Origin of the sequence: Micromonospora sp. NPDC048905, assembly GCF_040649655.1 — a bacterium.
Classification (GTDB): Bacteria; Actinomycetota; Actinomycetes; order Mycobacteriales; family Micromonosporaceae; genus Micromonospora.
Genome location: NZ_JBEZFV010000014.1, coordinates 129,231 through 150,223, shown reverse-complemented (window position 1 = coordinate 150,223; position 20,993 = coordinate 129,231). Strand labels below are relative to the sequence as shown.

General features: G+C 71.0%; 22 protein-coding genes. 10 read left to right on the top strand and 12 right to left on the bottom strand.

Annotation, left to right across the window (positions count from 1 at the left end):
- Nucleotides 1-91 precede the first annotated feature (91 nt).
- Genes rfbD through AB0C01_RS28825 form a run of 4 tightly spaced genes read left to right on the top strand, consistent with a single transcriptional unit; the run spans nucleotide 92 to nucleotide 3,348 of the window.
- Nucleotides 92-979, top strand: a complete 888-nt coding sequence (rfbD, locus tag AB0C01_RS28840; RefSeq protein ID WP_357572609.1) for a dTDP-4-dehydrorhamnose reductase — start codon at nucleotides 92-94, stop codon at nucleotides 977-979.
- Nucleotides 976-1,347 (top strand): DUF2304 domain-containing protein, encoded by a 372-nt coding sequence (locus tag AB0C01_RS28835; RefSeq protein ID WP_357254264.1) that lies wholly within the window; start codon nucleotides 976-978, stop codon nucleotides 1,345-1,347. The genes rfbD and AB0C01_RS28835 overlap by 4 nt, the downstream gene beginning before the upstream one ends.
- Nucleotides 1,340-2,041: a glycosyltransferase family 2 protein gene (locus AB0C01_RS28830; RefSeq protein WP_357254262.1), complete on the top strand. Its 702-nt coding sequence runs from the start codon at nucleotides 1,340-1,342 to the stop codon at nucleotides 2,039-2,041. Before AB0C01_RS28835 ends, AB0C01_RS28830 begins: the two co-directional genes overlap by 8 nt.
- Nucleotides 2,038-3,348 (top strand): polysaccharide biosynthesis protein, encoded by a 1,311-nt coding sequence (locus AB0C01_RS28825; protein ID WP_357254260.1) that lies wholly within the window; start codon nucleotides 2,038-2,040, stop codon nucleotides 3,346-3,348. Before AB0C01_RS28830 ends, AB0C01_RS28825 begins: the two co-directional genes overlap by 4 nt.
- Before the next feature lie 130 nt (nucleotides 3,349-3,478).
- Here the strand turns inward: AB0C01_RS28825 and prcA are convergent, their stop codons facing one another.
- From prcA to arc, 6 genes are all read right to left on the bottom strand, one after another.
- A complete protein-coding gene (gene prcA / locus AB0C01_RS28820; protein ID WP_357254258.1) occupies nucleotides 3,479-4,309 on the bottom strand; it encodes a proteasome subunit alpha in 831 nt (276 codons plus the stop codon).
- A gap of 61 nt (nucleotides 4,310-4,370) precedes the next feature.
- A complete protein-coding gene (gene prcB / locus AB0C01_RS28815) occupies nucleotides 4,371-5,210 on the bottom strand; it encodes a proteasome subunit beta (protein ID WP_357254257.1) in 840 nt (279 codons plus the stop codon).
- Nucleotides 5,129-5,650: an endonuclease VII domain-containing protein gene (locus tag AB0C01_RS28810; protein WP_357254255.1), complete on the bottom strand. Its 522-nt coding sequence runs from the start codon at nucleotides 5,648-5,650 to the stop codon at nucleotides 5,129-5,131. The genes prcB and AB0C01_RS28810 overlap by 82 nt, the downstream gene beginning before the upstream one ends.
- Before the next feature lie 186 nt (nucleotides 5,651-5,836).
- The gene (locus tag AB0C01_RS28805; RefSeq protein WP_030332902.1) at nucleotides 5,837-6,052 is read right to left on the bottom strand and encodes a ubiquitin-like protein Pup; all 216 of its coding nucleotides are present in this window, start codon (nucleotides 6,050-6,052) and stop codon (nucleotides 5,837-5,839) included.
- Nucleotides 6,053-6,156: 104 nt separating this feature from the next.
- Nucleotides 6,157-7,674 carry a depupylase/deamidase Dop gene (dop, locus tag AB0C01_RS28800; protein WP_357254253.1) on the bottom strand — a complete coding sequence of 506 codons (1,518 nt, stop codon included), beginning with the start codon at nucleotides 7,672-7,674 and terminating at the stop codon, nucleotides 6,157-6,159.
- A 298-nt stretch (nucleotides 7,675-7,972) separates the two neighbouring features.
- Complete coding sequence (gene arc / locus AB0C01_RS28795) at nucleotides 7,973-9,757, bottom strand: proteasome ATPase (RefSeq protein ID WP_357254251.1); 1,785 nt, start codon at nucleotides 9,755-9,757, stop codon at nucleotides 7,973-7,975.
- Between the two features lie 178 nt (nucleotides 9,758-9,935).
- Between arc and AB0C01_RS28790 the strand changes: the two genes are divergently transcribed.
- Nucleotides 9,936-10,229, top strand: coding sequence for a ferredoxin (locus AB0C01_RS28790; protein WP_357254249.1), 294 nt, complete (start codon nucleotides 9,936-9,938; stop codon nucleotides 10,227-10,229).
- A 52-nt stretch (nucleotides 10,230-10,281) separates the two neighbouring features.
- On the opposite strand, the gene AB0C01_RS28785 is transcribed toward AB0C01_RS28790, so the two are convergent.
- From AB0C01_RS28785 to AB0C01_RS28775, 3 genes are read right to left on the bottom strand one after another with little or no spacing between them, the layout of a single operon-like run.
- Nucleotides 10,282-10,854 (bottom strand): hypothetical protein, encoded by a 573-nt coding sequence (locus tag AB0C01_RS28785; RefSeq protein WP_355029057.1) that lies wholly within the window; start codon nucleotides 10,852-10,854, stop codon nucleotides 10,282-10,284.
- Between the two features lie 46 nt (nucleotides 10,855-10,900).
- A complete protein-coding gene (locus AB0C01_RS28780) occupies nucleotides 10,901-11,851 on the bottom strand; it encodes a tRNA (adenine-N1)-methyltransferase (protein WP_357254281.1) in 951 nt (316 codons plus the stop codon).
- Between the two features lie 44 nt (nucleotides 11,852-11,895).
- On the bottom strand, nucleotides 11,896-12,987 hold the full coding sequence (locus AB0C01_RS28775) for a site-2 protease family protein (protein WP_357572615.1): 1,092 nt from the start codon (nucleotides 12,985-12,987) through the stop codon (nucleotides 11,896-11,898).
- A gap of 140 nt (nucleotides 12,988-13,127) precedes the next feature.
- On the opposite strand from AB0C01_RS28775, the gene AB0C01_RS28770 reads away from it, so the two are divergent.
- From AB0C01_RS28770 to AB0C01_RS28755, 4 genes are all read left to right on the top strand, one after another.
- Entirely contained in the window at nucleotides 13,128-14,042 is a 915-nt protein-coding gene (locus AB0C01_RS28770) for a PD-(D/E)XK nuclease family protein (protein WP_357254247.1), read from the top strand.
- Nucleotides 14,043-14,249: 207 nt separating this feature from the next.
- Entirely contained in the window at nucleotides 14,250-14,936 is a 687-nt protein-coding gene (locus tag AB0C01_RS28765; RefSeq protein ID WP_357254245.1) for a response regulator transcription factor, read from the top strand.
- A gap of 356 nt (nucleotides 14,937-15,292) precedes the next feature.
- Nucleotides 15,293-16,057, top strand: coding sequence for an ABC transporter ATP-binding protein (locus tag AB0C01_RS28760; protein ID WP_357254243.1), 765 nt, complete (start codon nucleotides 15,293-15,295; stop codon nucleotides 16,055-16,057).
- Nucleotides 16,057-18,612 (top strand): ABC transporter permease, encoded by a 2,556-nt coding sequence (locus AB0C01_RS28755; protein ID WP_357254241.1) that lies wholly within the window; start codon nucleotides 16,057-16,059, stop codon nucleotides 18,610-18,612. The genes AB0C01_RS28760 and AB0C01_RS28755 overlap by 1 nt, the downstream gene beginning before the upstream one ends.
- Before the next feature lie 103 nt (nucleotides 18,613-18,715).
- Here AB0C01_RS28755 and AB0C01_RS28750 read toward each other — a convergent pair whose 3' ends face one another.
- The gene (locus tag AB0C01_RS28750; protein WP_357572614.1) at nucleotides 18,716-19,372 is read right to left on the bottom strand and encodes an HAD family phosphatase; all 657 of its coding nucleotides are present in this window, start codon (nucleotides 19,370-19,372) and stop codon (nucleotides 18,716-18,718) included.
- Nucleotides 19,373-19,492: 120 nt separating this feature from the next.
- The gene (locus AB0C01_RS28745) at nucleotides 19,493-20,293 is read right to left on the bottom strand and encodes a neutral zinc metallopeptidase (protein ID WP_357254239.1); all 801 of its coding nucleotides are present in this window, start codon (nucleotides 20,291-20,293) and stop codon (nucleotides 19,493-19,495) included.
- A gap of 108 nt (nucleotides 20,294-20,401) precedes the next feature.
- Here AB0C01_RS28745 and AB0C01_RS28740 point away from each other — a divergent pair, with 108 nt between their 5' ends.
- A complete protein-coding gene (locus tag AB0C01_RS28740; protein ID WP_357572608.1) occupies nucleotides 20,402-20,764 on the top strand; it encodes a hypothetical protein in 363 nt (120 codons plus the stop codon).
- A 4-nt stretch (nucleotides 20,765-20,768) separates the two neighbouring features.
- On the opposite strand, the gene AB0C01_RS28735 is transcribed toward AB0C01_RS28740, so the two are convergent.
- Entirely contained in the window at nucleotides 20,769-20,942 is a 174-nt protein-coding gene (locus tag AB0C01_RS28735) for a hypothetical protein (protein ID WP_357254236.1), read from the bottom strand.
- Between the last annotated feature and the right edge of the window lie 51 nt (nucleotides 20,943-20,993).

Below are 20,993 nucleotides of genomic sequence, written 5' to 3'. Positions count from 1 at the left end.
GCATCACCCTCGACCAGGGCCTCGCCGACACCGTCACCTGGTACCGCGACAACCGCACCTGGTGGGAACCCCTCAAGACCACACCCACCGCATGACCCGCCTACTCGTCACCGGCGCCGGCGGGATGCTCGGCCGGGACCTGGTCACCGTGCTGCACACCCGGCCCGACCTCAAGGTGACCGCCGCCAGCCGGGCCGACCTGGACATCACCGATCCCGCCGCCGTCCGCGAGGCCGTCGCCGAGCACGACATCGTGATCAACACGGCGGCGTGGACAAATGTCGACGGCGCCGAGACCAACGAGGCGGCGGCCACCGCCGTCAACGGCAACGGCGTCGCGAACCTCGCGTCGGCGTGCGCCGCCAGCGGCAGCCGGCTCATCCAGATCTCCACCGACTACGTCCTCGCCGGCGATGCCCAGTCCCCCTACCCGGAGGACGCCCCCACCGCGCCGGTCAACGCGTACGGCCGGGGCAAGCTGGTCGGCGAGCAGGCGGTCGCCCGACTACTGCCCGACAGTGGCTACGTGGTCCGCACCGCCTGGCTGTACGGCGCGCACGGCCCGAACTTCGTGGCCACCATGCTCCGGCTCGCCGGCCAGCGGGAGTTCATCAGCGTGGTCGACGACCAGCACGGCCAGCCCACCTGGTCCTACCGGCTCGCCGAACAGCTCGTCGCACTCGCCGACGCCGCCCTCGCCGGCCAGGCCGCCGCCGGCGTCTACCACAGCACCTGTGCCGGCCAGACCACCTGGTACGGGCTCGCCCGCGCGGCGTTCACGCTGGCCGGTCTGGACCCCGACCGGATCCGACCCACCACCAGTGACCGGTATCCTCTTCCTGCCCCCCGTCCGGCGTACAGTGTGCTAGCACACAGCCGCTGGGCGGCCGCAGGTCTGCCGTCGCTCCCCGACTGGCATGCCACTCTCGTCGACGCATTCGACTCCCCCGCTCCGCCCGCTCCGTGGAAGGTCGCATGAAGCTCACCCTCGTCACCGGGTTGACCGGCCTGATATTGCTCGCCACCATCGTCGAGCTGCTGCGCCGCCGGCAGCTTCGCGAAAAGTACGGCATGCTCTGGCTCGGCGTCCTGGTGATCGTCATCCCCCTGTCGCTCTTCCCCCGCCTGCTGGACAACGTCGCCGAACTGCTCGGCGTCGCCTCCGGCGTCAGCCTCGTGCTCTTCCTCGGCATCGTCTTCCTGCTGCTGGTCTGCGTGCACCTCAGCTGGGAGGTCAGCCACCTGGAAGAAGAGACCCGCACCCTGGCCGAAGACTTCGCCCTGCTCCGTACCGAGATCGACGCCGAGCGAGCGGCCCGAAACGAACTGGTGTCCCACGATGGTTAACGGCAAGCGGGTCCTGATCATCATCCCGGCGCTCAACGAGTCCGGCTCGATCGCCGACGTGGTCGGCGAGGTCCGCGGCGAGCTGCCCGGCGTCGACGTGATCGTCATCGACGACGGCTCCACCGACCGCACCGCCGCGGTCGCCGCCGCGGCCGGCGCCCGCGTGGCCAAGCTGCCGTACAACCTCGGCGTCGGCGGCGCCATGCGGGTCGGGTACCGGTACGCGCGCGACCACGACTACGACGTCGCCATCCAGATCGACGCGGACGGCCAGCACGACCCCCGGTACGTGCCGAAGCTCGTCGACCTGCTCGACGAGACCGACCTGGTGATCGGCGCCCGGTTCGCCGGCGAGGGTGACTACAACGTCCGCGGCCCCCGCCGCTGGGCCATGGTCATGCTCTCCGGTGTGCTGTCCCGCGTCGCGCACACCAAGCTCACCGACACCACCTCCGGGTTCCGGGCCGCCAACCGTCGGGTGATCGAGATGTTCGCCACCTGGTACCCGGTGGAGTACCTGGGCGACACCGTGGAGACGCTCGTGCACACCGCCCGACGCGGCTACACCATCCGCCAGGTGCCGGTGGCCATGCGCAAGCGGATGGCGGGCACCCCCAGCCACTCCCCCGCCAAGGCCATGATCTACCTCGGCCGCGCCTTCGCCGTCCTCACGTTGGCGCTCATTCGCCGGTGATCCGCCGGCTCCTGAGTCTGGTCCCACCGGGCACCGTCGCCGTCGGCGCCGGTCTCGCCCTGCTGGGACTCGCCTCCTACGTTCACCTGGCGGTCGCCGGGCACAGTCTCACCGAGGCGGACTACAACTCCCTCTCCGTGCTCTGGACGATCGTCTTCACCCTCGGCATCGGCCTGTTCATGCCGGTCGAGCAGGAGGTCGCCCGACTCGTCGCCGCCCGGCACAGCCAGGGCCTCCCCCCCGGGCCGGTACTGGCCCGGGGGGCGGCCCTGGCCGCCGGCCTGCTCGCCGCCGTCGTCGCGCTGATCGTCGTCTTCCGGGAGACGCTCGCCGACCGGCTCTTCGCCGGCGACGGCACCATGGTCACCGTCCTGATCGGCGCGCTGGCCGGACTCGCCGTCGCGCACACCACCCGCGGCATCCTCTCCGGCCTGCAACTGTTCCCCTGGTACGGCACCCAACTCGGCATCGACGGCGGCCTCCGGATCGCGCTGGTCACCGTCCTCGGCCTGAACGGTGTCACCGACCCCGTCTGGTACGGCGCGGTGCTGGTCATCGCGCCCGTCGCCGGCGCCATCCTCACTGCACCACCGGTCCTGCGCGCCGTCGGCGGCGGCGTTCCCGTGACCTGGGCGAGCCTGGTGCGCGGCCTCGGCCTCCTCATCGCCTCCAGCCTGCTCGCCCAGGTCGTGGTCAACATCGGCGTGATCAACGTCAAGGTGCTGGACCCATCCGACGAGGCGACCGCCGGCGCGCTGCTCTCCGCGCTGGTGCTGGTCCGGATCCCGCTGTTCGTCTTCGCCTCGTTGCAGGCATCGCTGCTGCCCGGCCTCTCCACCTCGGCCAGCACCGGCGACCTCACCGGCTTCCACAGCCTGCTGCGCCGCGCCCTGGGCATCGTCAGCGCCCTCGGCCTCACCGGTGCCGTCCTCGCCGTGCTTGTCGGCCCACAACTGGTGCAGACCCTCTTCGACGCGCCCGGAGTCCTCGGCCACGCCGACTTCGCCTGGCTCGCCGTCGCCACCCTCGCCTACCTGTGGGCGATGGTCCTCGGCCAGGCACTCCTGGCCCTCGACCGGCACCGGGCACAGGCCCTCGCCTGGGCCATCGGGGTGGCCGCCCTGGTCGCCGCGACGCTCGCCCCGGTCTCCACCGCGCTGCGAGTCGAGCTCGGCTACGCCATCGGCTCCGTCGTGGTCGCCGCCGTCATGGCCGTGCTGCTGCGCACCCACGCCGCCCGCCCGGCAGCACCCACCGCCGCCCCGACCTTCGAGGCCGCCGCGCCGGGAGTGACCGCAGGACCCTGACCTGGGCCACACCCCCACGCATCACGGCCACACCGGCCCGCGACGCTCGGGACGCCCGCCGCCGCAGATGCTGGACGTACGGCGGCGGGCGGCCCGAACACCGGACCGCCCGCCGCCGTACCAACAGGTGTTACTTGCCGTCCGCCGGCTTGTCCTCCAGGTCAGCGGATGCCGCCGACGTCGTCGGCTTGTGCGACTCGGTGGTGGGCTGCGCCGGAGTGTCCGGGCCACCCGCCTCCGCCGGCTGCTCCGCGGCGGACACATCGCCGTCCAGCAACGCGGTCAGCGCCGCACCGGTGATCCGGCGGAACGTACGCCCCACCCGGTGACGGTCCAACACCGCCACCTCCAACTGGTTGGCGGCGATCGTCCGGGCCGCGCCGCCCTCACCACCAACCGTGCTCAACGCCTGCACCGCCACCCGGGCCGCCTCGCCGAGGGACATGTCCGCACGGTGCTGGGACTTCAGCACACCGGTGATCGCCTCAGCCTGGCCGCCCATGGCCATCCGCCCCGGCTCGTCGTTGACCGAACCGTCGTACGTCAGCCGGTACAACTCGTCGTCGTCCGCGGTCGCCCCGACCTCCGCCACGCAGATCTCCACCTCGAACGGCTTCGACTGCTCGGTGAAGATCGCACCGAGCGTCTGCGCGAACGCGTTGGCCAGAGCCCGCCCGGTGACGTCCCGCCGGTCGTAGCTGAGCCCGTTCAGGTCGGCCATCCGCACACCGGCCCGGCGCAGATTCTCGAACTCGTTGTACCGACCGACCGCGGCGAACCCGATCCGGTCGTAGATCTCGCTGACCTTGTGCAGGGCGCTGGAGAGGTTCTCCGCGACGAAGAGCACCCCGCCGGAATAGCTGAGGACCACGGCGCTGCGACCCCGAGCGATGCCCTTGCGGGCCAACTCGGAGCGGTCGCGCATGATCTGTTCGGGCGAGGCGTAGAACTGCATGGCCACGGCGGCGGTTCTCCTTACGGCGCGGTGCTGACGACTGCTGACTGGTGGGGGTGGACGGGGCTCACCCGCCCGGGTTCTCCATCCGACCGGCGACCACGCCCTCGGCGATCGCCGCCGTCTCGGCGTCGGTCAACCGGCGGGTGCCCTCGGCGGTAGCGGTCATCACCACCGGGTAGATCCGACGGGTCAGATCCGGTCCGCCGGTCGCGGTGTCGTCGTCCGCCGCGTCGTAGAGCGCCTCGACCGCGAGGCGGGTGGCGTCGTCGACCGACACACCGGCCCGGAAGCGCTTCTTCAGCGCCGACTTCGCGAAGAGCGAGCCGGAGCCGATCGCGTCGTACCCGGTCTCCTCGTACGGACCGCCGGTCACGTCGAAGCTGAAGATCCGACCGGCCCGCGCCGGATCGGCGGCGGCCAGGTCGAACCCGGCGAACAGCGGGACCACGGCCAGGCCCTGCATGGCCGCACCCAGGTTGCCGCGGATCATCGACGCCAACCGGTTGGCCTTGCCGTCGAGCGAGAGCATCGCGCCCTCGATCTTCTCGTAGTGCTCAAGCTCCACCTGGAACAGTCGCATCAGCTCGATCCCGATGCCCGCGGTGCCCGCGATCCCCACCAGGGAGTACGCGTCGGCCGGGTGCACCTTCTCGATGTCACGCTGGGCGATCAGGTTGCCCATGGTGGCCCGCCGGTCGCCGGCCATCACGACGCCACCGGCGGCCGAGATCGCCACGATGGTGGTCGCGTGCGGCGCCAGGTCCGCTGCCATGCCCGGCGGCAACGGCCGCCGGCCGGGCAGCATCTCGGGGGCCACCCGACTCAGGAACGTCGTGAAGGAGGACGTCCCCGCGTTGGTGAACACATCTGGTAGACGCCCGGATGGATCAAAGCCCGCTGCCACGTGGTTCCTCTCAGATACGTGATCGCCCTGGCCAGCCTCGTGGGACTGTCACGGAACTGGCCAAGACCACCGTTGCAGTTGAAGCAGAGTATCCCGCGCACCCACCCGGTGCGATGATCGTGGTCCAGATGTTGCGGGTCCGCGCCGCCACAGATCGCGCAGACCCCGCCCTGCTCGGCCAGGAGCTCCTGAAACTCCTTCTCCCCGACGCCGTACCGCCGCCGCAGGTGGTACTCGCGGTTACCCCCGTACAGCCGCTCTTTGGTCTCTCTGGTCCTCGTGTTGTGGCAGGGCTTGCAGTAGGTGGCATATCCGGAGGTGTCCGCCCGGTTACGGGGGAAGGCATCGAACGGCTTGACCGCATCGCAGGTCGGACAGAACTTGTGGCCCTCGGGCACGACGCGGCCTTCGCGCACCTCGCGGTCGAACTTTGCCTTCACCCGACGCGCGTAACTTGCCTTGGATCGCTCGTTGAAGCAGGGCTTGCAGTAACTGCCTCGCCCATCCGGTCTCTTGGAACTCGCACAGAACAGATCGAGCGGCTTCCATTCACTGCAGTCTCGGCAGCGGCGAAGGCCATCCCGATCATCACTCGCTCTAGGCATGTCCGAATTGACCCTATATGCTCACTGACCTCCTTTTTGCACGTAGCCCCTCACGAACTCCTCTGCGTTTTCTTCGAGGACGGAGTCGATCTCGTCGAGGAGGTCGTCGACGTCCTCGGTGATCTCGGCGTGCCGCTCGGCCACCTCGGGGTTGGCCTCGGTGGTGACGTCCTCGATTTCCTCGCCCTGACGGGACTTGCCGGACTGCGACTGGCCGCCGCTGTCATGAGTGGCCATTGCTGCCTCCTCCACGATCGTCTGCGATGAACTTACCTCGCGCGGGCGACGAAAAGCCCGCCGCGCGCCGGCTTGCGGCACGCGGCGGGCATAAGGACGTGCGTTCAGCCGCCGGTCAACGTCTCCAGCAGATCCTTCGCGCTGGCGCAGCGGTCGAACAGCGCCCCGACGTGCGCGCGCGTGCCGCGCTCCGGCTCCATCATCGGCACCCGGACGAGCGACTCCCGGCCCACGTCGAAGATCACCGAGTCCCAGCTCGCGGCGACGACCTCGGACGCGTACTGGGCCAGGCAGCGGCCCCGGAAGTAGGCCCGGGTGTCCTCCGGCGGCTCGGTCATCGCGGTACGCGTCTCGTCGTCGGTGAGCAGCGTCTTCATCGCCTTTCGGGTGACCAGGCGGTGGTAGAGGCCCTTCTCCGGCCGGACGTCGGAATACTGCAGGTCGACCAGTTGCAGCTTGTGCGCCCCCCAGCCGAGCTTCTCCCGCTCCCGGTAACCCTCGAGCAGCCGCAGTTTGGCCACCCAGTCCAACTCGTCGGCGCAGAGCATCGGGTCCCGGCCGAGCCGGTCCAGCACGCTCTCCCAGCGGTCGAGCACATCGACGGTCTGCTCGTCGGCGTCGGTGCCGTAGCGGTCGTCGACAAAGGACCGGGCGCGCTCCAGGTACGCCCACTGCAGGTCGAGTGCGGTGAGCCGGCGACCGTCGCGCAGTCGCATGAGGTGCGCCAGGCCGGGATCGTGGCTGACCGCGCGCAGCTCGCTGACCGGGTCGGCGATGCCGAGGTCGGCGCCGAGCGCCTTCTCCTCGATCATGTTGAGGATCAGGGCGGTGGTGCCGACCTTGAGGTAGGTGGAGATCTCGGAGAGGTTGGCGTCGCCGATGATCACGTGCAGCCGGCGGTACTTGTCGGCGTCGGCGTGCGGCTCGTCGCGGGTGTTGATGATGGGCCGCTTGAGGGTGGTCTCCAGGCCCACCTCGACCTCGAAGAAGTCGGCGCGTTGGGAGATCTGGAAGCCGCTCTGCCCGCCGTCCTGACCGATGCCGACCCGGCCCGCCCCGCAGACGATCTGGCGGGTGACGAAGAACGGCGTCAGGTACGCCACGATGTCGGCGAACGGGGTCTGCCGGCGCATCAGGTAGTTCTCGTGGGCGCCGTAGCTGGCGCCCTTGTTGTCGGTGTTGTTCTTGTAGAGGTGGATCGGCTGGCTGCCCGGGATGGTGGCGGCCCGGCGGGACGCCTCGGCCATCACCCGCTCGCCGGCCTTGTCCCAGCGCACGATGTCGCGGGGGGTGGTGACCTCCGGGGTGGAGTATTCGGGGTGGGCGTGGTCGACGTAGAGACGGGCGCCGTTGGTGAGTATCACGTTGGCGAGGCCGAGGTCCTCGTCCGCGAGGGCCTCGGCGGGATCGTAGGCGGCCCCGGAGTAGGTGAATCCGCGGGCGTCGCGCAGCGGCGACTCTTCCTCGTAGTCCCAGCGGGCTCGACCACCCCGGTTGAGCTCGGGGCGTGCCCCGTAGGCGTTGACCACCTGTGATGAGGTGACCATCGGGTTGGCTCCGGCCTGTCCGGGCACGGAGATTCCGTACTCGACTTCGGTGCCCATGATCCGACGTACCGTCATGCGACCACTCGCTTCGCTCGCCCCTGGAGCCGGCGTACCCGCCGCTCACACCATCGAGACTAGTCTGCGCGGTGGCGTACCGCGCGGCCCTGCCGGTCGGCGCGGCGCAGCTGCCGTGCCGTGGCGGGTCGCGGTGGCACCCCGCTCCGCCGGCGCGGCGCGCCCGTTGCGCGCGTGAATGCCGTCGATGGCCCGCGGGTCGGCCGCGACGGGCCGCCGTGGGCGGGGTGCGGACGCGCGGGCTGGTGGGACGCACGCAGCGGCGGCACCGGACGAGGTCCGGTGCCGCCGCTGGCGGTCAGAGGTACTGGCCGGTGTTGCTGGCGGTCTCGATGGACCGGCCGGCCTCGGCGCCCTTGCCACCGGAGACGAGCGTGCGGATGTAGACGATCCGCTCGCCCTTCTTGCCGGAGATGCGCGCCCAGTCGTCGGGGTTTGTGGTGTTGGGGAGGTCTTCGTTCTCGCGGAACTCGTCGACGCAGGCGTCGAGCAGGTGCTGCAGGCGCAGCCCCTTGCGACCGGAGGTGAGGAACTCCTTGATGGCCATCTTCTTGCTCCGGTCGACGATGTTCTGGATCATCGCGCCGGAGTTGAAGTCCTTGAAGTAGAGGACTTCCTTGTCACCGTTGGCGTAGGTGACTTCGAGGAAGCGGTTCTCCTCGGTTTCGGAGTACATCCGCAGCACCACGGCGTCGATCATCGCCGCGACGGTGGCCTGGGGGTCGGTGCCGTGTTCGGCCAGGTCGTCCGGGTGCAGGGGCAGCCCGGCGAGGATGTACTTGGAGAAGATGTCCTTGGCCGCTTCGGCGTCCGGTCGCTCGATCTTGATTTTCACGTCGAGCCGACCGGGGCGCAGGATCGCCGGGTCGATCATGTCTTCCCGGTTGGAGGCGCCGATGACGATGACGTTCTCCAGCCCCTCCACGCCGTCGATCTCGCTGAGCAGCTGCGGGACGATGGTGTTCTCCACATCGGAGGAGACACCGGAGCCACGGGTCCGGAAGATCGAGTCCATCTCGTCGAAGAACACGATCACCGGGGTGCCCTCGCCGGCCTTCTCCCGTGCCCGTTGGAAGATCAGCCGGATGTGCCGCTCGGTCTCGCCGACGTACTTGTTGAGCAGCTCGGGGCCCTTGATGTTGAGGAAGAAGCTGGTGTGCTTCTCCTTGCCCTGCCGTTCGGCGATCTTCTTGGCCAGCGAGTTGGCCACCGCCTTGGCGATGAGCGTCTTGCCACAGCCGGGCGGGCCGTAGAGCAGGATGCCCTTGGGCGGGCGGAGCTGGTGCTCACGGAACAGGTCCGCGTGCAGGAAGGGAAGCTCCACCGCGTCGCGGATCTGCTCGATCTGCGACTGGAGGCCACCGATGTCGCCGTAGTCGACGTCGGGCACCTCCTCCAGGACCAGCTCCTCGACCTCGCTCTTCGGGATCCGCTCGTACGCGTACGCCGAGCGGGGCTCGATCATGAGCGAGTCGCCGGCTCGGATCGCGGAGCCGATGAGGGTCTCGGCGAGGTGCACGATGCGCTCCTCGTCGGAGTGCGAGACCACCAGCGCCCGGTCACCCGGCCCGCCGTTTGGTCCCTCCAGGATCTCCTTGAGCATCACGACCTCGCCGACCCGCTCATAGCCGAACGCGTCGACGATGTTGAGCGCGTCGTTGAGCAGGACCTCCTGGCCACGGCGCAGGTCACCCACATCCAGCGAGGGTGAGACCGCGACCCGTAGTTTGCGACCGCCGGTGAAGACGTCCACCGAGCCGTCGTCGTGCTTGGCCAGGAAGACGCCATAGCCACTCGGCGGTTGCGCGAGCCGGTCGATCTCCTCCTTGAGCGTCACGATCTGCGTGCGAGCCTCCTTGAGGGTGCTCACCAGCCGGTCGTTGTTCTCGGTCAGCCGCGCCAACTGTGCCTGGGTGGCCGCCAGCCGCTCTTCGAGCTGCCGGACGTGTCGGGGGCTTTCGGTCAACTTGCGCCGCACCAGAGCGAGTTCCTCCTGAAGGAACGCGACCTGCGTGGAGAGATCGTGGGCTTCCTTCTCCCACCGTGCGGCGCGCGAGTCCGCGTCGTCGCTGCGTGCTGCCACGTCCCACCTCCCCGGGGGGCTTGAACGTTCTGCCCTAACACTAGCCGCTATGAGGCCGATTCGGTCCCACGCAACACCCTCGTCACCGAACCTTGATCGCCAAGGGTGGCCTGACGGGCGGTTACCGGCGTTCGGGTACCGTCGGAGTGTAGGACGGGAGAACATGGGGGGTGCACCGGTGACCGAGGTCGCGACCGATCAGCTGCAGGTCTGGGTCGACCAGGATCTGTGCACGGGCGATGGGCTCTGCGTGCAGTACGCGCCGGAGGTTTTCGAGTTCGACATCGACGGTCTGGCGTACGTCAAGGGCGCCGACGGTGAGCTGCTGGCGGCGCCGGGCAGCCGTGTCGACGTGCCCGAGCACCTGCGCCTCGAGGTGATCGACTCGGCGAAGGAGTGCCCGGGCGACTGCATCCACGTGGTGCGCGGCGACGGTGTCGAGGTCGCCGGTCCGGACGCCGAGGAAGACTGAGGCACCCACCGGCCGGGCCGCGCGGCCCGGCCGGACCCGGGAGGGGTACGCCTCAGAGCATCGGACGGCCGACCACCGAGGCGACCAGCCGCGCGAATTCCTCCAGCCGGGCGATCTGCCCGGCTCCCCCGTCGTCGAGGGTCTTGCCGAAGCGCAGCGCGTCGTGCCGGGGTGTGCCCACCATCTCCTCGCTCGGTGGCGCCTCGTCCAGTGAGGTGAGCAGCAGGTAGACGTCGATGCTGTCGACCCGGATCTCGCCGCTGTCGGCGCGGTTGAGCCGCCGCCGGCAGCCGACCTCGGTGACGGTGGAGACCGGCACGACCCGCAACGACGAGGTCATCGAGCCGGGAGGGCCCTCCTCCGGCGGCACGTCCTCGCCGTGCCAGAGGATCAGCCGGCTGCCGTCGCAGACGACGACCTCCTGCCACACGCCGTTGACCTCGTTGACGAAGCGTTCCAGGGTGAAGCCGAGCACGGACGCGCCGCGCAGCACGCCGCCGAGCGCCTCCAGGGCGACGTCCGGGTCGCGCAGGTAGGCCCGCGCCGCCGACTCCAGATCCTGGTAGGGCGACCAGTCGGGAAAGACCGCGGGGAGGTCACCGCCGCCGTAGCCCGGTCGGCTCATGCCAGCGCCTCCCCCTGCTCGGCGGTGCCTCCGGCCAGCTCGATGGTCACGGCCTGTCCATCTCCCCCGCACCGTTGGACTGCGCGTCCGCCACCTGGGCGGCGGCCTGTCGGGCCGCCTCCGCCGCGCGGAGGTCCTGGCGGCGCTGCGCGTACGCCTCGGTGCCCTTGCTGGGCTTGCGTCGGCGCGGCGGCGCGGTGACCCCGGGGGCCAGTTTGCGCGCGGACACCAGGAACGCGGTGTGCGCGATCATCCGGTGGTCCGGCCGGACGGCGAGGCCCTCGGCGTGCCAGTCGCGTACCAGGGACTCCCAGGCGCGCGGCTCGGTCCAGCCGCCGCGCTCGCGCAGCGCCTCCACCAGCTCGGACAGCTGCGGCGTGGTGGCGACGTAGCCGATGAACACCCCGCCCGGGACCAGCGCCCGCTCGACCATGTCGAGAGTCTCCCAGGGGGTCAGCATGTCCAGGATGATCCGGTCGAAGCCGGTCTCCTGGCACTGCGCGACGTCACCGACGTGCAGGTGCCACGACGGGTGCGGCCCGTTGAAGAACGCCTCGACGTTGCGCTTGGCGATCTGGGCGAAGTCGTCGCGCAGCTCGAACGAGTGCAACTCACCCTCGGTGCCGACGGCCCGCAGCAGGGAGCAGCTCAGCGCGCCGGAGCCGGCGCCGGCCTCGAGGACCTTGGCGCCGGGGAAGATGTCACCCATCGCGACGATCTGCGCCGAGTCCTTCGGGTAGATCACCTGGGCGCCGCGCGGCATGGACAGCACATAGTCCGACAGGAGGGGCCGCAGCGCGAGGAACGCGGTGCCGCCACCGGCGGTGGTGACCACGCTGCCGTCGGGGAGCCCGATCAGCGTGTCGTGCGCCAGGATGCCGCGGTGGGTGTGGAACTCCTTGCCGGGCTCCAACGTCACGGTGTGCATCCGCCCCTTGGGGTCGGTCAGCTGAACCCGGTCGCCGGGCCGGAACGGCCCACGGTGCACGGGTGTCAGCGCCGGGGTGGTGGGGTCGGCTCCGACGGTGGAGGGAGTTGCGGTCACGGTGTCATCTTCCGGTTGGGTTCGAGGAGCTGTGCAAGGTCCGCGATGTGCAGAATGCCGACGACATCTTCGCCTGACGTCACCACGTACTGCGCGCCCGGGTAGGTCTGTACGGCCTCCATCACCCGCTCGCCGTCCCAGCCGACCGACAGCGCGGGAAGTGTGCCCAGTGCGCGGGCGACGGCGTCCACCGCCAGCCATGGTCGGCGGTCGACGGGCACCGCGTCGGCGGCGGCCGGGTCGACGAGCGCCACCGGCCGCCCGGTGGAGTCGGTGACCAGCAGGGCCGAGGCGGGCTGCCCGCCTTCGGCGCGTCGGCGCTGGGCTTCGGCCAGGGGCGTACCGGTGGTCACCGGCCAGACCGGGCGGGCCAGCCGGGAGAGGTCGATCAGCGGGAACCGGCGGCTGACCCGGGCGGCCCGGATGGCCTGCCCGGCGCCCCGCCAGAGGGTGACGGCGACCAGCAGCATCAGCGGCAGCGCCAGCGGCGACAGGACGTCGGCCACGGTCAGCAGCCCGACCAGGGCGGCGGTGCCGACCGCGACGGCCCGGCCGGCCCAGCCGGCGACCTCGGTGCCGAGGTGCCGGTCGCGGGTCAGCCCCCACACGGCGGCGCGCAGCGCCCGGCCGCCGTCGAGCGGCAGCCCGGGCAGACTGTTGAACACCGCGACGATGACGTTGCTGACCGCGAGTTGGAAGGCGAGTTGGTGCGCCACCGTCCGTTCGGGCAGGGCGAGGGTGGCGGCGACGGCGAGGACTCCGAGCACCGCGGAGACCGCTGGGCCGGCCAGCGAGACCAGCAGGTCGACACGGGGGGACGGGGCGTCCCGGTCCATCTCGGTGTAGCCGCCGAGCAGTTCCAGGGTGATTCCGCGCACACCGATGCCGTACCGGCGGGCGGTGAGGGCGTGGCCCAGCTCGTGCAGCAGCACCGAGCCGAGCAGCGACACCACGAACCCGAAGCCGATCAGGTAGCCGCTGATCTGCGGCAGGTCGAGCTGTCGGCGGGCGAATTCGGCGTACAGGACGGCGATGAGCACCGCGAACAGGACCATGGAGCCGTTGAGGTGCAGCGGCACCCCGAACACCCGGCCGACGTTCAGGCCGAGACGCCGGTCGGGTCGGCGCGGCGGCGGGGATGTCTGCTCCATCGCCACGATGCTACGGACCGTCGCCGCGCGGGGCGGGCGGCGGTCGGTGTCACACCGGTGCCCTAACCTTTGCCGACATGACGGCGGAATCGGTCACCACCCCCCAGCCCTCCCTCGCGGCGCAGGCACCACCGCCGGTGCGGGCCTCGCTGTCGCCGTCGCGGGCGGCGGATTTCAAGACCTGCCCGCTGCTCTACCGGTTCCGCAGCATCGACCGGCTGCCCGAGCGCACCACGATCGAGCAGGCCCGGGGCACGTTGGTGCACGCGGTGCTGGAGCGCCTGTTCGACCTGCCGGCGACCGGCCGCACGCCGGCGGCGGCCGGCGACCTGGTGGCCCCCCAGTGGGACCGGCTGGTCACCGAGCAGCCGGAGCTGGCCGCGATCTTCGACGGCGCGGAGCCGGCCGGTCCGGTGGAGTTCCTGCGCTCGGCCGCCGGGCTGCTGGAGGGCTACTTCGCGGTGGAGGACCCGACCCGGCTGGAGCCGGCCGAGCGGGAGAGCCTGATCTCGGCGGTGGTCGACGACGAGTTGCTGATCCGGGGCTACCTCGACCGGCTCGACGTCGCTCCGGACGGCGCGCTGCGGGTCGTCGACTACAAGACCGGGGGCGCGCCCCGGGAGGCGTTCGAGGCGCGGGCGCTGTTCCAGCTGAAGTTCTACGCCCTGGTGTTGTGGCGTACCCGGGGGGTGGTGCCCCGGGTGCTGCGGTTGCTCTACCTGCGCGACGCCGAGGTGTTGGACTACACGCCGGACGCCGACGAGCTGGTCCGCTTCGAGCGCACGGTGGTGGCGCTGTGGCGCGCGATCGAGCAGGCCACCGCCCGGCAGGATTTCCGGCCGCGGCCGAGCAAGCTGTGCGACTGGTGCAGTCACCAGGCGCTGTGCCCGAGCTTCGGCGGCACCCCGCCGCCGTTCCCGGTGGCGGCGGCGTCCGCTGATCCGCTGCGCGACGCCCGGTCCGCGCCGGTGGTGCCCGGCGCCGACGAGTGACACACCGCCGCGGGCCACTCGTGCGCGCCGCGGTGTGTCCGGCCGGTCGCTGACCGCCCCCGCCGCGGGCACCGTGGCGGGGGCCGACGCGGTGCCGCGTCGGTGACGACACCGCGGCGGGGAGGCCTCTACCGTGGTCCGCGACGCACGTCCGCCGTACGCGAGGATGAGCGGTGCGGGCACGACGTCGGCGGAACGGGAGACGAGATGACGGATCGGGTGGCCTCGGCGCGGCCGGTGCGGATCCTGCTCGCCGACGACCAACCGCTGCTGCGCACCGGCTTCCGGATGGTGCTGGGGGCCGAGAGTGACCTGAATGTGGTGGCCGAGGCCGGCGACGGTGTGGAGGCGGTGGAGCTGTCCCGCCGGCTGCTGCCCGACGTCGTGCTGATGGACATCCGGATGCCCCGGATGGACGGGGTGGCGGCGACCCGGGCCATCGTCGACTCCCGGCTGCCGGTGCGGGTGCTGGTGCTCACCACCTTCGACCTGGACGAGTACGTGGTGGGGGCGCTGCGCGCGGGCGCCAGCGGCTTCCTGGCCAAGGACGTGCCCGCCGAGGAGTTGATCGCGGCGATCCGCACGGTGGCCGGCGGGGACGCGGTGGTCTCGCCGCGGATCCTGCGCCGGCTGCTGGAGCGCTTCGCCGACCTGCTGCCCGATCCGGCGGCGACGCCCGCACCGGTGCTCAACGCGCTCACCGACCGGGAACGCGAGGTGCTGGTGCAGGTGGCTCGGGGGTTGTCCAACGCCGAGATCGCGGCGGTGCTGTCGGTCAGCGAGACCACGGTGAAGACCCACGTCGGGCGCCTGCTGACGAAGCTGCGACTACGCGATCGGGTGCAGGCCGTGGTGCTGGCGTACGAGTCGGGTCTGATCCGCCCCGGGGCGTAGCCGACGTCCGGCGGCTACCCCACTCGGCGTACTCGGAAATCCCTCCGTGGGGGGACGGCCTTGTTGCCGTGCTCACCTACCGTGACCGGAGACGGCTCGGCGCGGTTGACCCTCCTGTGGCGTGAGGGGGCAGTCTCGGGTTCGGCGCTGTCCACCGGTCGCGGGAAACGGGTCGACCGGTCGTCGGGTCAGGGGCAACCCTGATCCGGCATCGGGGGCCACCCGCAGCGGGAAATCCGCGCCGGGTCCCCCCAGGGGCGGACGGAACGGGCGTGAGCAGCGCCGATGATGGAACAGTCACGCCGGACCATCGGGGGGCGGCGTGAGCAGACGGACAGACGGAAGAGGTAGATGACGTGACCGCGACGGTAGGCCAAGCGCAGGCCGCGGCCCGGGCGAACGACGTGTGGAAGGTGTACGGCAGCGGCGAGGCTCAGGTCGTCGCGCTGCGGGGGGTCAGCGCCGAGTTCGAACGTGGCCGGTTCACCGCGATCATGGGGCCGTCGGGTTCGGGCAAGTCGACGCTGATGCACTGCCTGGCCGGTCTGGACTCGGTGACCCGGGGGACGGTGGCGATCGGTGAGACGACAGTCACCGGGCTGGGCGACGCGGGGCTGACGAAGCTGCGCCGCGACAAGGTGGGCTTCATCTTCCAGCAGTTCAACCTGCTGCCCACGCTGACCGCCAAGGAGAACATCCTGCTGCCGTTGTCGATCGCCGGGCGCAAGCCGGATCCGGCCTGGTACGACACGGTGATCACCACGGTTGGTCTGAAGGACCGGCTGGACCACCGGCCGGCGCAGCTCTCCGGCGGGCAGCAGCAGCGGGTGGCGTGCGCGCGTGCCCTGGTCTCCCGCCCCGAAGTGATCTTCGCGGACGAGCCGACCGGCAACCTGGACTCGCGCTCCGGCGCGGAGGTGCTCAACTTCCTGCGTAGCTCGGTCCGCGAGCACGGCCAGACGATCGTGATGGTCACCCACGACCCGACCGCCGCCGCGTACGCCGACCGGGTGGTCTTCCTCGCCGACGGGCAGATCGTCTCGGAGTTGATCGAGCCGACCGCCGAGACGGTGCTGGACACCATGAAGAAGCTGGACACTCCGGCCGAGGTGGGCAACTGATGTTCCGGGCGACACTGAAGAGTCTGCTGGCCCGCAAGGTCCGGCTGATCCTGTCCGGTCTGGCGGTGGTGCTCGGGGTGATGTTCGTCTCCGGTGCCTTCGTGTTGACCGACACGCTGGGGCGTTCGTTCGACTCCGTCTTCGCCGACGGCTTCTCCGAGATCGACGTGAACGTCGCGGCGAAACCGAAGGTGGAGCTCAGCGAGATGGAGGGCGAGCAGACCTCCGCCCCGCTGCCCGCCGCCCTGGTGGAACGGGTCAAGCAGGTGCCGGGGGTGGCCTCGGCGACCGGCATCGTCAACGCCGACGGCGCCCGCGTGGTCGGCAGCAACGGCAAGGTGATCACCTCGTTCGGTCCGCCCCAGCTGGGTGAGAACTGGATCGGCGAGAGCGACCTGATGCAGTTGCGGGAGGGGCGCGCGCCGCAGGCCGAGGACGAGGTCGTGCTCAACAAGGCGCTGGCCACGGCGGCGAAGGTGCAGGTCGGCCAGAAGGTGGGCGTGCTCACCGCGTTCGAGTCGAAGAAGCGGGACTTCACCCTGGTCGGCATCATGGGCTACAGCGGTGACCGGGACTCGATCGGCGGGGTCAACGAGGTCTTCTTCACCACGCCGGTGGCGCAGCGGCTCATGCTCGGCGAGCCGGACACGTTCAGCAGTGTCACCGTCCGCACCGCCGGTGGGGTCTCCGACGAGACGCTGCGCGACGACGTGGCCCGCGCGCTGGGGCCGGACTTCGAGGTGAAGACCGGTGAGCAGGTGGCCGCGGACGCGTCGGCCGGCCTGAAGGAGGGCTTGTCCTTCTTCAACAAGATTCTGCTCGGCTTCGCCGCGGTGGCGTTGCTGGTCGGCACGTTCCTGATCCTCAACACCTTCTCGATCATCGTCGCGCAGCGCACCCGGGAGTTGGCGTTGATGCGCGCCATCGGGGCCAGCGGTCGGCAGATCATCGGCTCGGTGGTGTTGGAGGCCATCGCGGTGGGGCTGATCGCCTCGGTGCTCGGTCTCGCCGCCGGCATCGGGGTGGGGGCGCTGCTGGCGTTCCTGTTCGGCGAGCTGGCCGGTGGGCTCACCCTGGCCGGGATCGGCGTACCGGCGGCCGCGGTGATCGGCTCGTTCGCGGTTGGTCTGGTCATCACCGTGGTGGCGGCGCTGCTGCCGGCGTTGCGGGCGTCGCGGATCCCGCCGATCGCGGCCATGCAGGACGTGGCCACCCCGGACCGACCGTTGACCAAGATCACCGTGACCGGGTCGCTGGTCACCGGGATCGGCGCGGTGCTGCTGTTCCTCGGGCTCAGCGGCAACGCCCGGGGCAGCACGTTGCCCACCATCCTGGGTGGGGTGCTGTTCGCCTTCATCGGTGTGGCGCTGCTGACCCCGCTGATCAGCCGGCCGGTGGTGAACCTGCTCGGCGCGATCTTCTCCTGGTCGGTGCCGGGCAAGCTGGGCCGACTCAACTCCGGGCGCAACCCGCGCCGCACCGCGATCACCGCCGCGGCGCTGATGGTCGGCATCGCGCTGGTCACCGGCGTCACGGTGATCCTCGACTCGGCCAAGGGCAGCATCAGCGCGCTCGCCCAGGACACCATCAAGGCCGAGTTGGTGATCTCCGGTCAGCAGGGCGGTCCGCGTCCGCCGAGCTTCGACCCGGCGGTGCTGGACAAGGCCAAGGCCCTGCCCGGCGTGCAGCTGGTCGACGGCGAGTACGGCGACATGGCGAAGCTCGACGGCGAGAGCACCTGGGTCGCGGCGAGCAGTGACATCGCGTCGCTGCGGCAGATCTTCGGGGCGAAGGCCACGGCCGGTGACATCGACCGGCTCGGGCCGACCCAGATGCTGTCCAGCTCGGACACGGCCACCTCGCGTGGCTGGTCGGTGGGTTCGACGGTCAAGGTGCAGTTGACCCGGGGTGAGGCGCGGACGTACACCGTCAGCGGCATCTACGAGTCGTCCCAGCTGACCAACCCGGTGACGTTGCCGGTGCAGGCCGCGAAGGACTTCACCATCCCGCAGCCCAGCCAGGGCTTCATCCAGCTCGCCCCCGGCGCCCGGGTCGCCGACGTGCAGCCCCAGGTGGAGACGCTGCTGGCGGACAGCCCCGAGGTGTCGGTGGCCGACCGGGACGCGTTCATCAAGCAGCAGACCGGTCAGCTCGACGGGCTGCTCACGATGATCCAGATCCTGCTGGCCCTGGCCATCGTGATCGCCGTGCTCGGCATCATCAACACCCTGGCGCTGTCGGTGCTGGAGCGGACCCGGGAGTTGGGTCTGCTGCGGGCGATCGGTCTGCGCCGGGGCCAGACGATGGGCATGATCACCGTGGAGGCGGTGGTGATCTCCGTGTTCGGCGCGCTGCTGGGCGTGGCGGTCGGCACCGGTCTCGGCGCCGCGGTGGTCGAGGCGCTCAAGGACGAGGGCATCACCGACCTGATCCTGCCCTGGGGGCAGATGGGTGTCTTCCTCGGTCTCGCCGCGATCATCGGTGTGGTGGCGGCCGTGGTGCCGGCCATCCGGGCGGCCCGGATCAACGTCCTGGGCGCGATCGCCCACGACTGATCGGCAACAGCCGACGCCCCCGGTCGCCAGTGCGATCGGGGGCGTCGGCCGTCCCGGGGCGTTTCGTCCCCGATCGACGCTCAGGCGGCGGGGCGCCGGCCTCTCAGCCGGTCGCCGCGGCCCGGTCGGTCAGCAGCGCCGCGAGCAGCCCCAGGTCCACGCCGGTCAGGCTCTCCACCTGATGTACGCCGGCAGTGCGCGCGAGCGCCACCTCCGCCGGTACGGCCAGCACCGCCGCACCCGAGGCGAGCGCGCTGGCCACCCCGGTCGGCGAGTCCTCGATCGCCACGCAACGCTCGATCGGCACACCGAGCTGCCGGGCGGCGGTCAGGTAGGGCTCGGGGTGCGGCTTGGCCGCCACCACCTCGTCGCCGGCGACCACGGTGTCGAAGGTGTCCCGGCCCAGGGTGTCCAGGGCGATCTCGACGAGCGCCCGGGGGCTGGAGGTGACCAACGCGGTGGGGATCCCCGCCGAGCGGACCGCGCGCAGCAACTCGAAGGCGCCGGGCCGCCAGGGCAGTCCGGTGCGGAACAACTCCAGGATCCGGGCGTTGATCCACGCCGCGCTGATCTCCGGATCCCGTTCGGGTTGCCCCAGGTCGTCGTGCAGGATGCGCATCGACTCGGCCATGGCAGTGCCGATGATCGACCGGCGGGCGTCCTCGGACAGCTCCCCGCCGTACTCCCGGGCGAGTTCCTGCAGCGCGACGTCCCACAGCTTCTCGCTGTCGACGAGCGTGCCGTCCATGTCGAAGAGCACGGCGGCAAGGTGGTGGCTGCTCAGCGGATCCTCCAGGGTCGTGGCCGACACCGGCGATCCTGCCAGGCCGGCACCCCGCTGGTGACCGCGATGGGCGCCGACGTGATCCGGGCAACCCGCTCAGCCCAGGTCGCAGGCCTCCAGCGAACGCTCGTAGCCGCGGAAGAACGAGTCGGTGCGCTGCTCGGCGGTGCCGTGCGAGCCCTCCGCGAACCACGGCTGGTCCGGGTCGTCGCCCACGGCCGCCAGCCCCTCACGGAACTCGTCGAGGTCACCGTCGGCCAGGGTCAGGACCTTGGCGCGCACCGAGTCGCCGAGGTACGCGCCGGCCATGCAGTCGGCCTGCAACTCCTGCTGGATGGTGAAGCTGTAGTTGATGCCGAGCCGCACCTGGATGCCGTGGGCGTACTCGTGGCCGAGCAGGTAGAACACGAACGCGTCACCGACCTGGCGGAACGCCGCCACCGACCAGGCGATGTCGTACGCGATGAAGTCGCCCCGGGAGCAGTAGACGGCGTTGTTGCGGGGCAGCGGTTCTCCCCCGCAGGACACCTCGCCCGCCCGCTGGTACGGGGTGATCCGCCGGATCGGTTGGAACCGCTGCCCGGACTCCTTGAACTGGGCCGCCCAGTACCGTTCGGCGATCGTCTGCGCGTCGGCGACGTCCTGCTCGAATTCGGCGACACTTGTGGTGCCGTCGGCCCGGGTGGTGTTCGGCGCCGGGGATCCCTGCGAACGGGCCGGCGCGGGGCGCTCGCCCTCCGGCTCGGCCAGCCCGCCCCCGGCGCAGGCGAGCGACAGCAGGGCGGCGATCAGCAGGGCCGCCAGCGGTCCCCGGGCGGCGCGTCCTGACCGTGTGCCCACTGTGCCTCCCCAGACATCCGTGCTCGCGCTGGTAGTACCCCGACGATACGACCCCACGCCCACGCACCGGATTCACGTGCGGCGGCTGCGGATGGTTCACGGCAACCGTGTCGTACGGCCAGAATGAGCCGGGGCGGGTGCGGCCGTCCGGCGAGGAGGGTCGTCGTGCACGAGCTGGGCAGCCGCCGTCGCCGTCAGCCGGCCCCGCCACACGTCGTGTGGCGTTCGCTGCGCGACCCGTACGAGGTCGGTGCCCGGCCCTGGCTGGAGCTGCGTGACGACGAGGTGGCGCCCCGGGTGCTCGCCAGCTACGCGCCCGTACTGCTGATCTGGTCGTCGCTGTGGCCGCACCGGCCGCTGGACCGGATCCGTTTCGACCTGGCCGCCGACCCACCCGGCCCGGAGTGCGCGCTGCGGTGGACGCTCACCACCGGCGGGGACGTGCCGAGCGAGAGCACACTGGGGTACCTGCGGCACCGGCTCAACTACCTGATCAACGACCGGCTCCGCCGTTCCTACGGTCAGTGAGCCGTCAGCCGCCGGCAGCGCCGCCGCGCTGCCAGGTGTCGCCCTGGTCGCCGTGTCGCTCGGCCTCGTAGCGCTGCTGCCGGCCGAGGGCATCCCGACCGGCCGTGCGTTCGTCGTTCCCGACCTCGCCGGTCCGCCGCCCCCGCCGAACCACAACCCCGAACGCGGCAACAGCCACCGCAGCGAAACCTCCCACCACAGCCCAAACCACCGCCATGGCACCAACCTA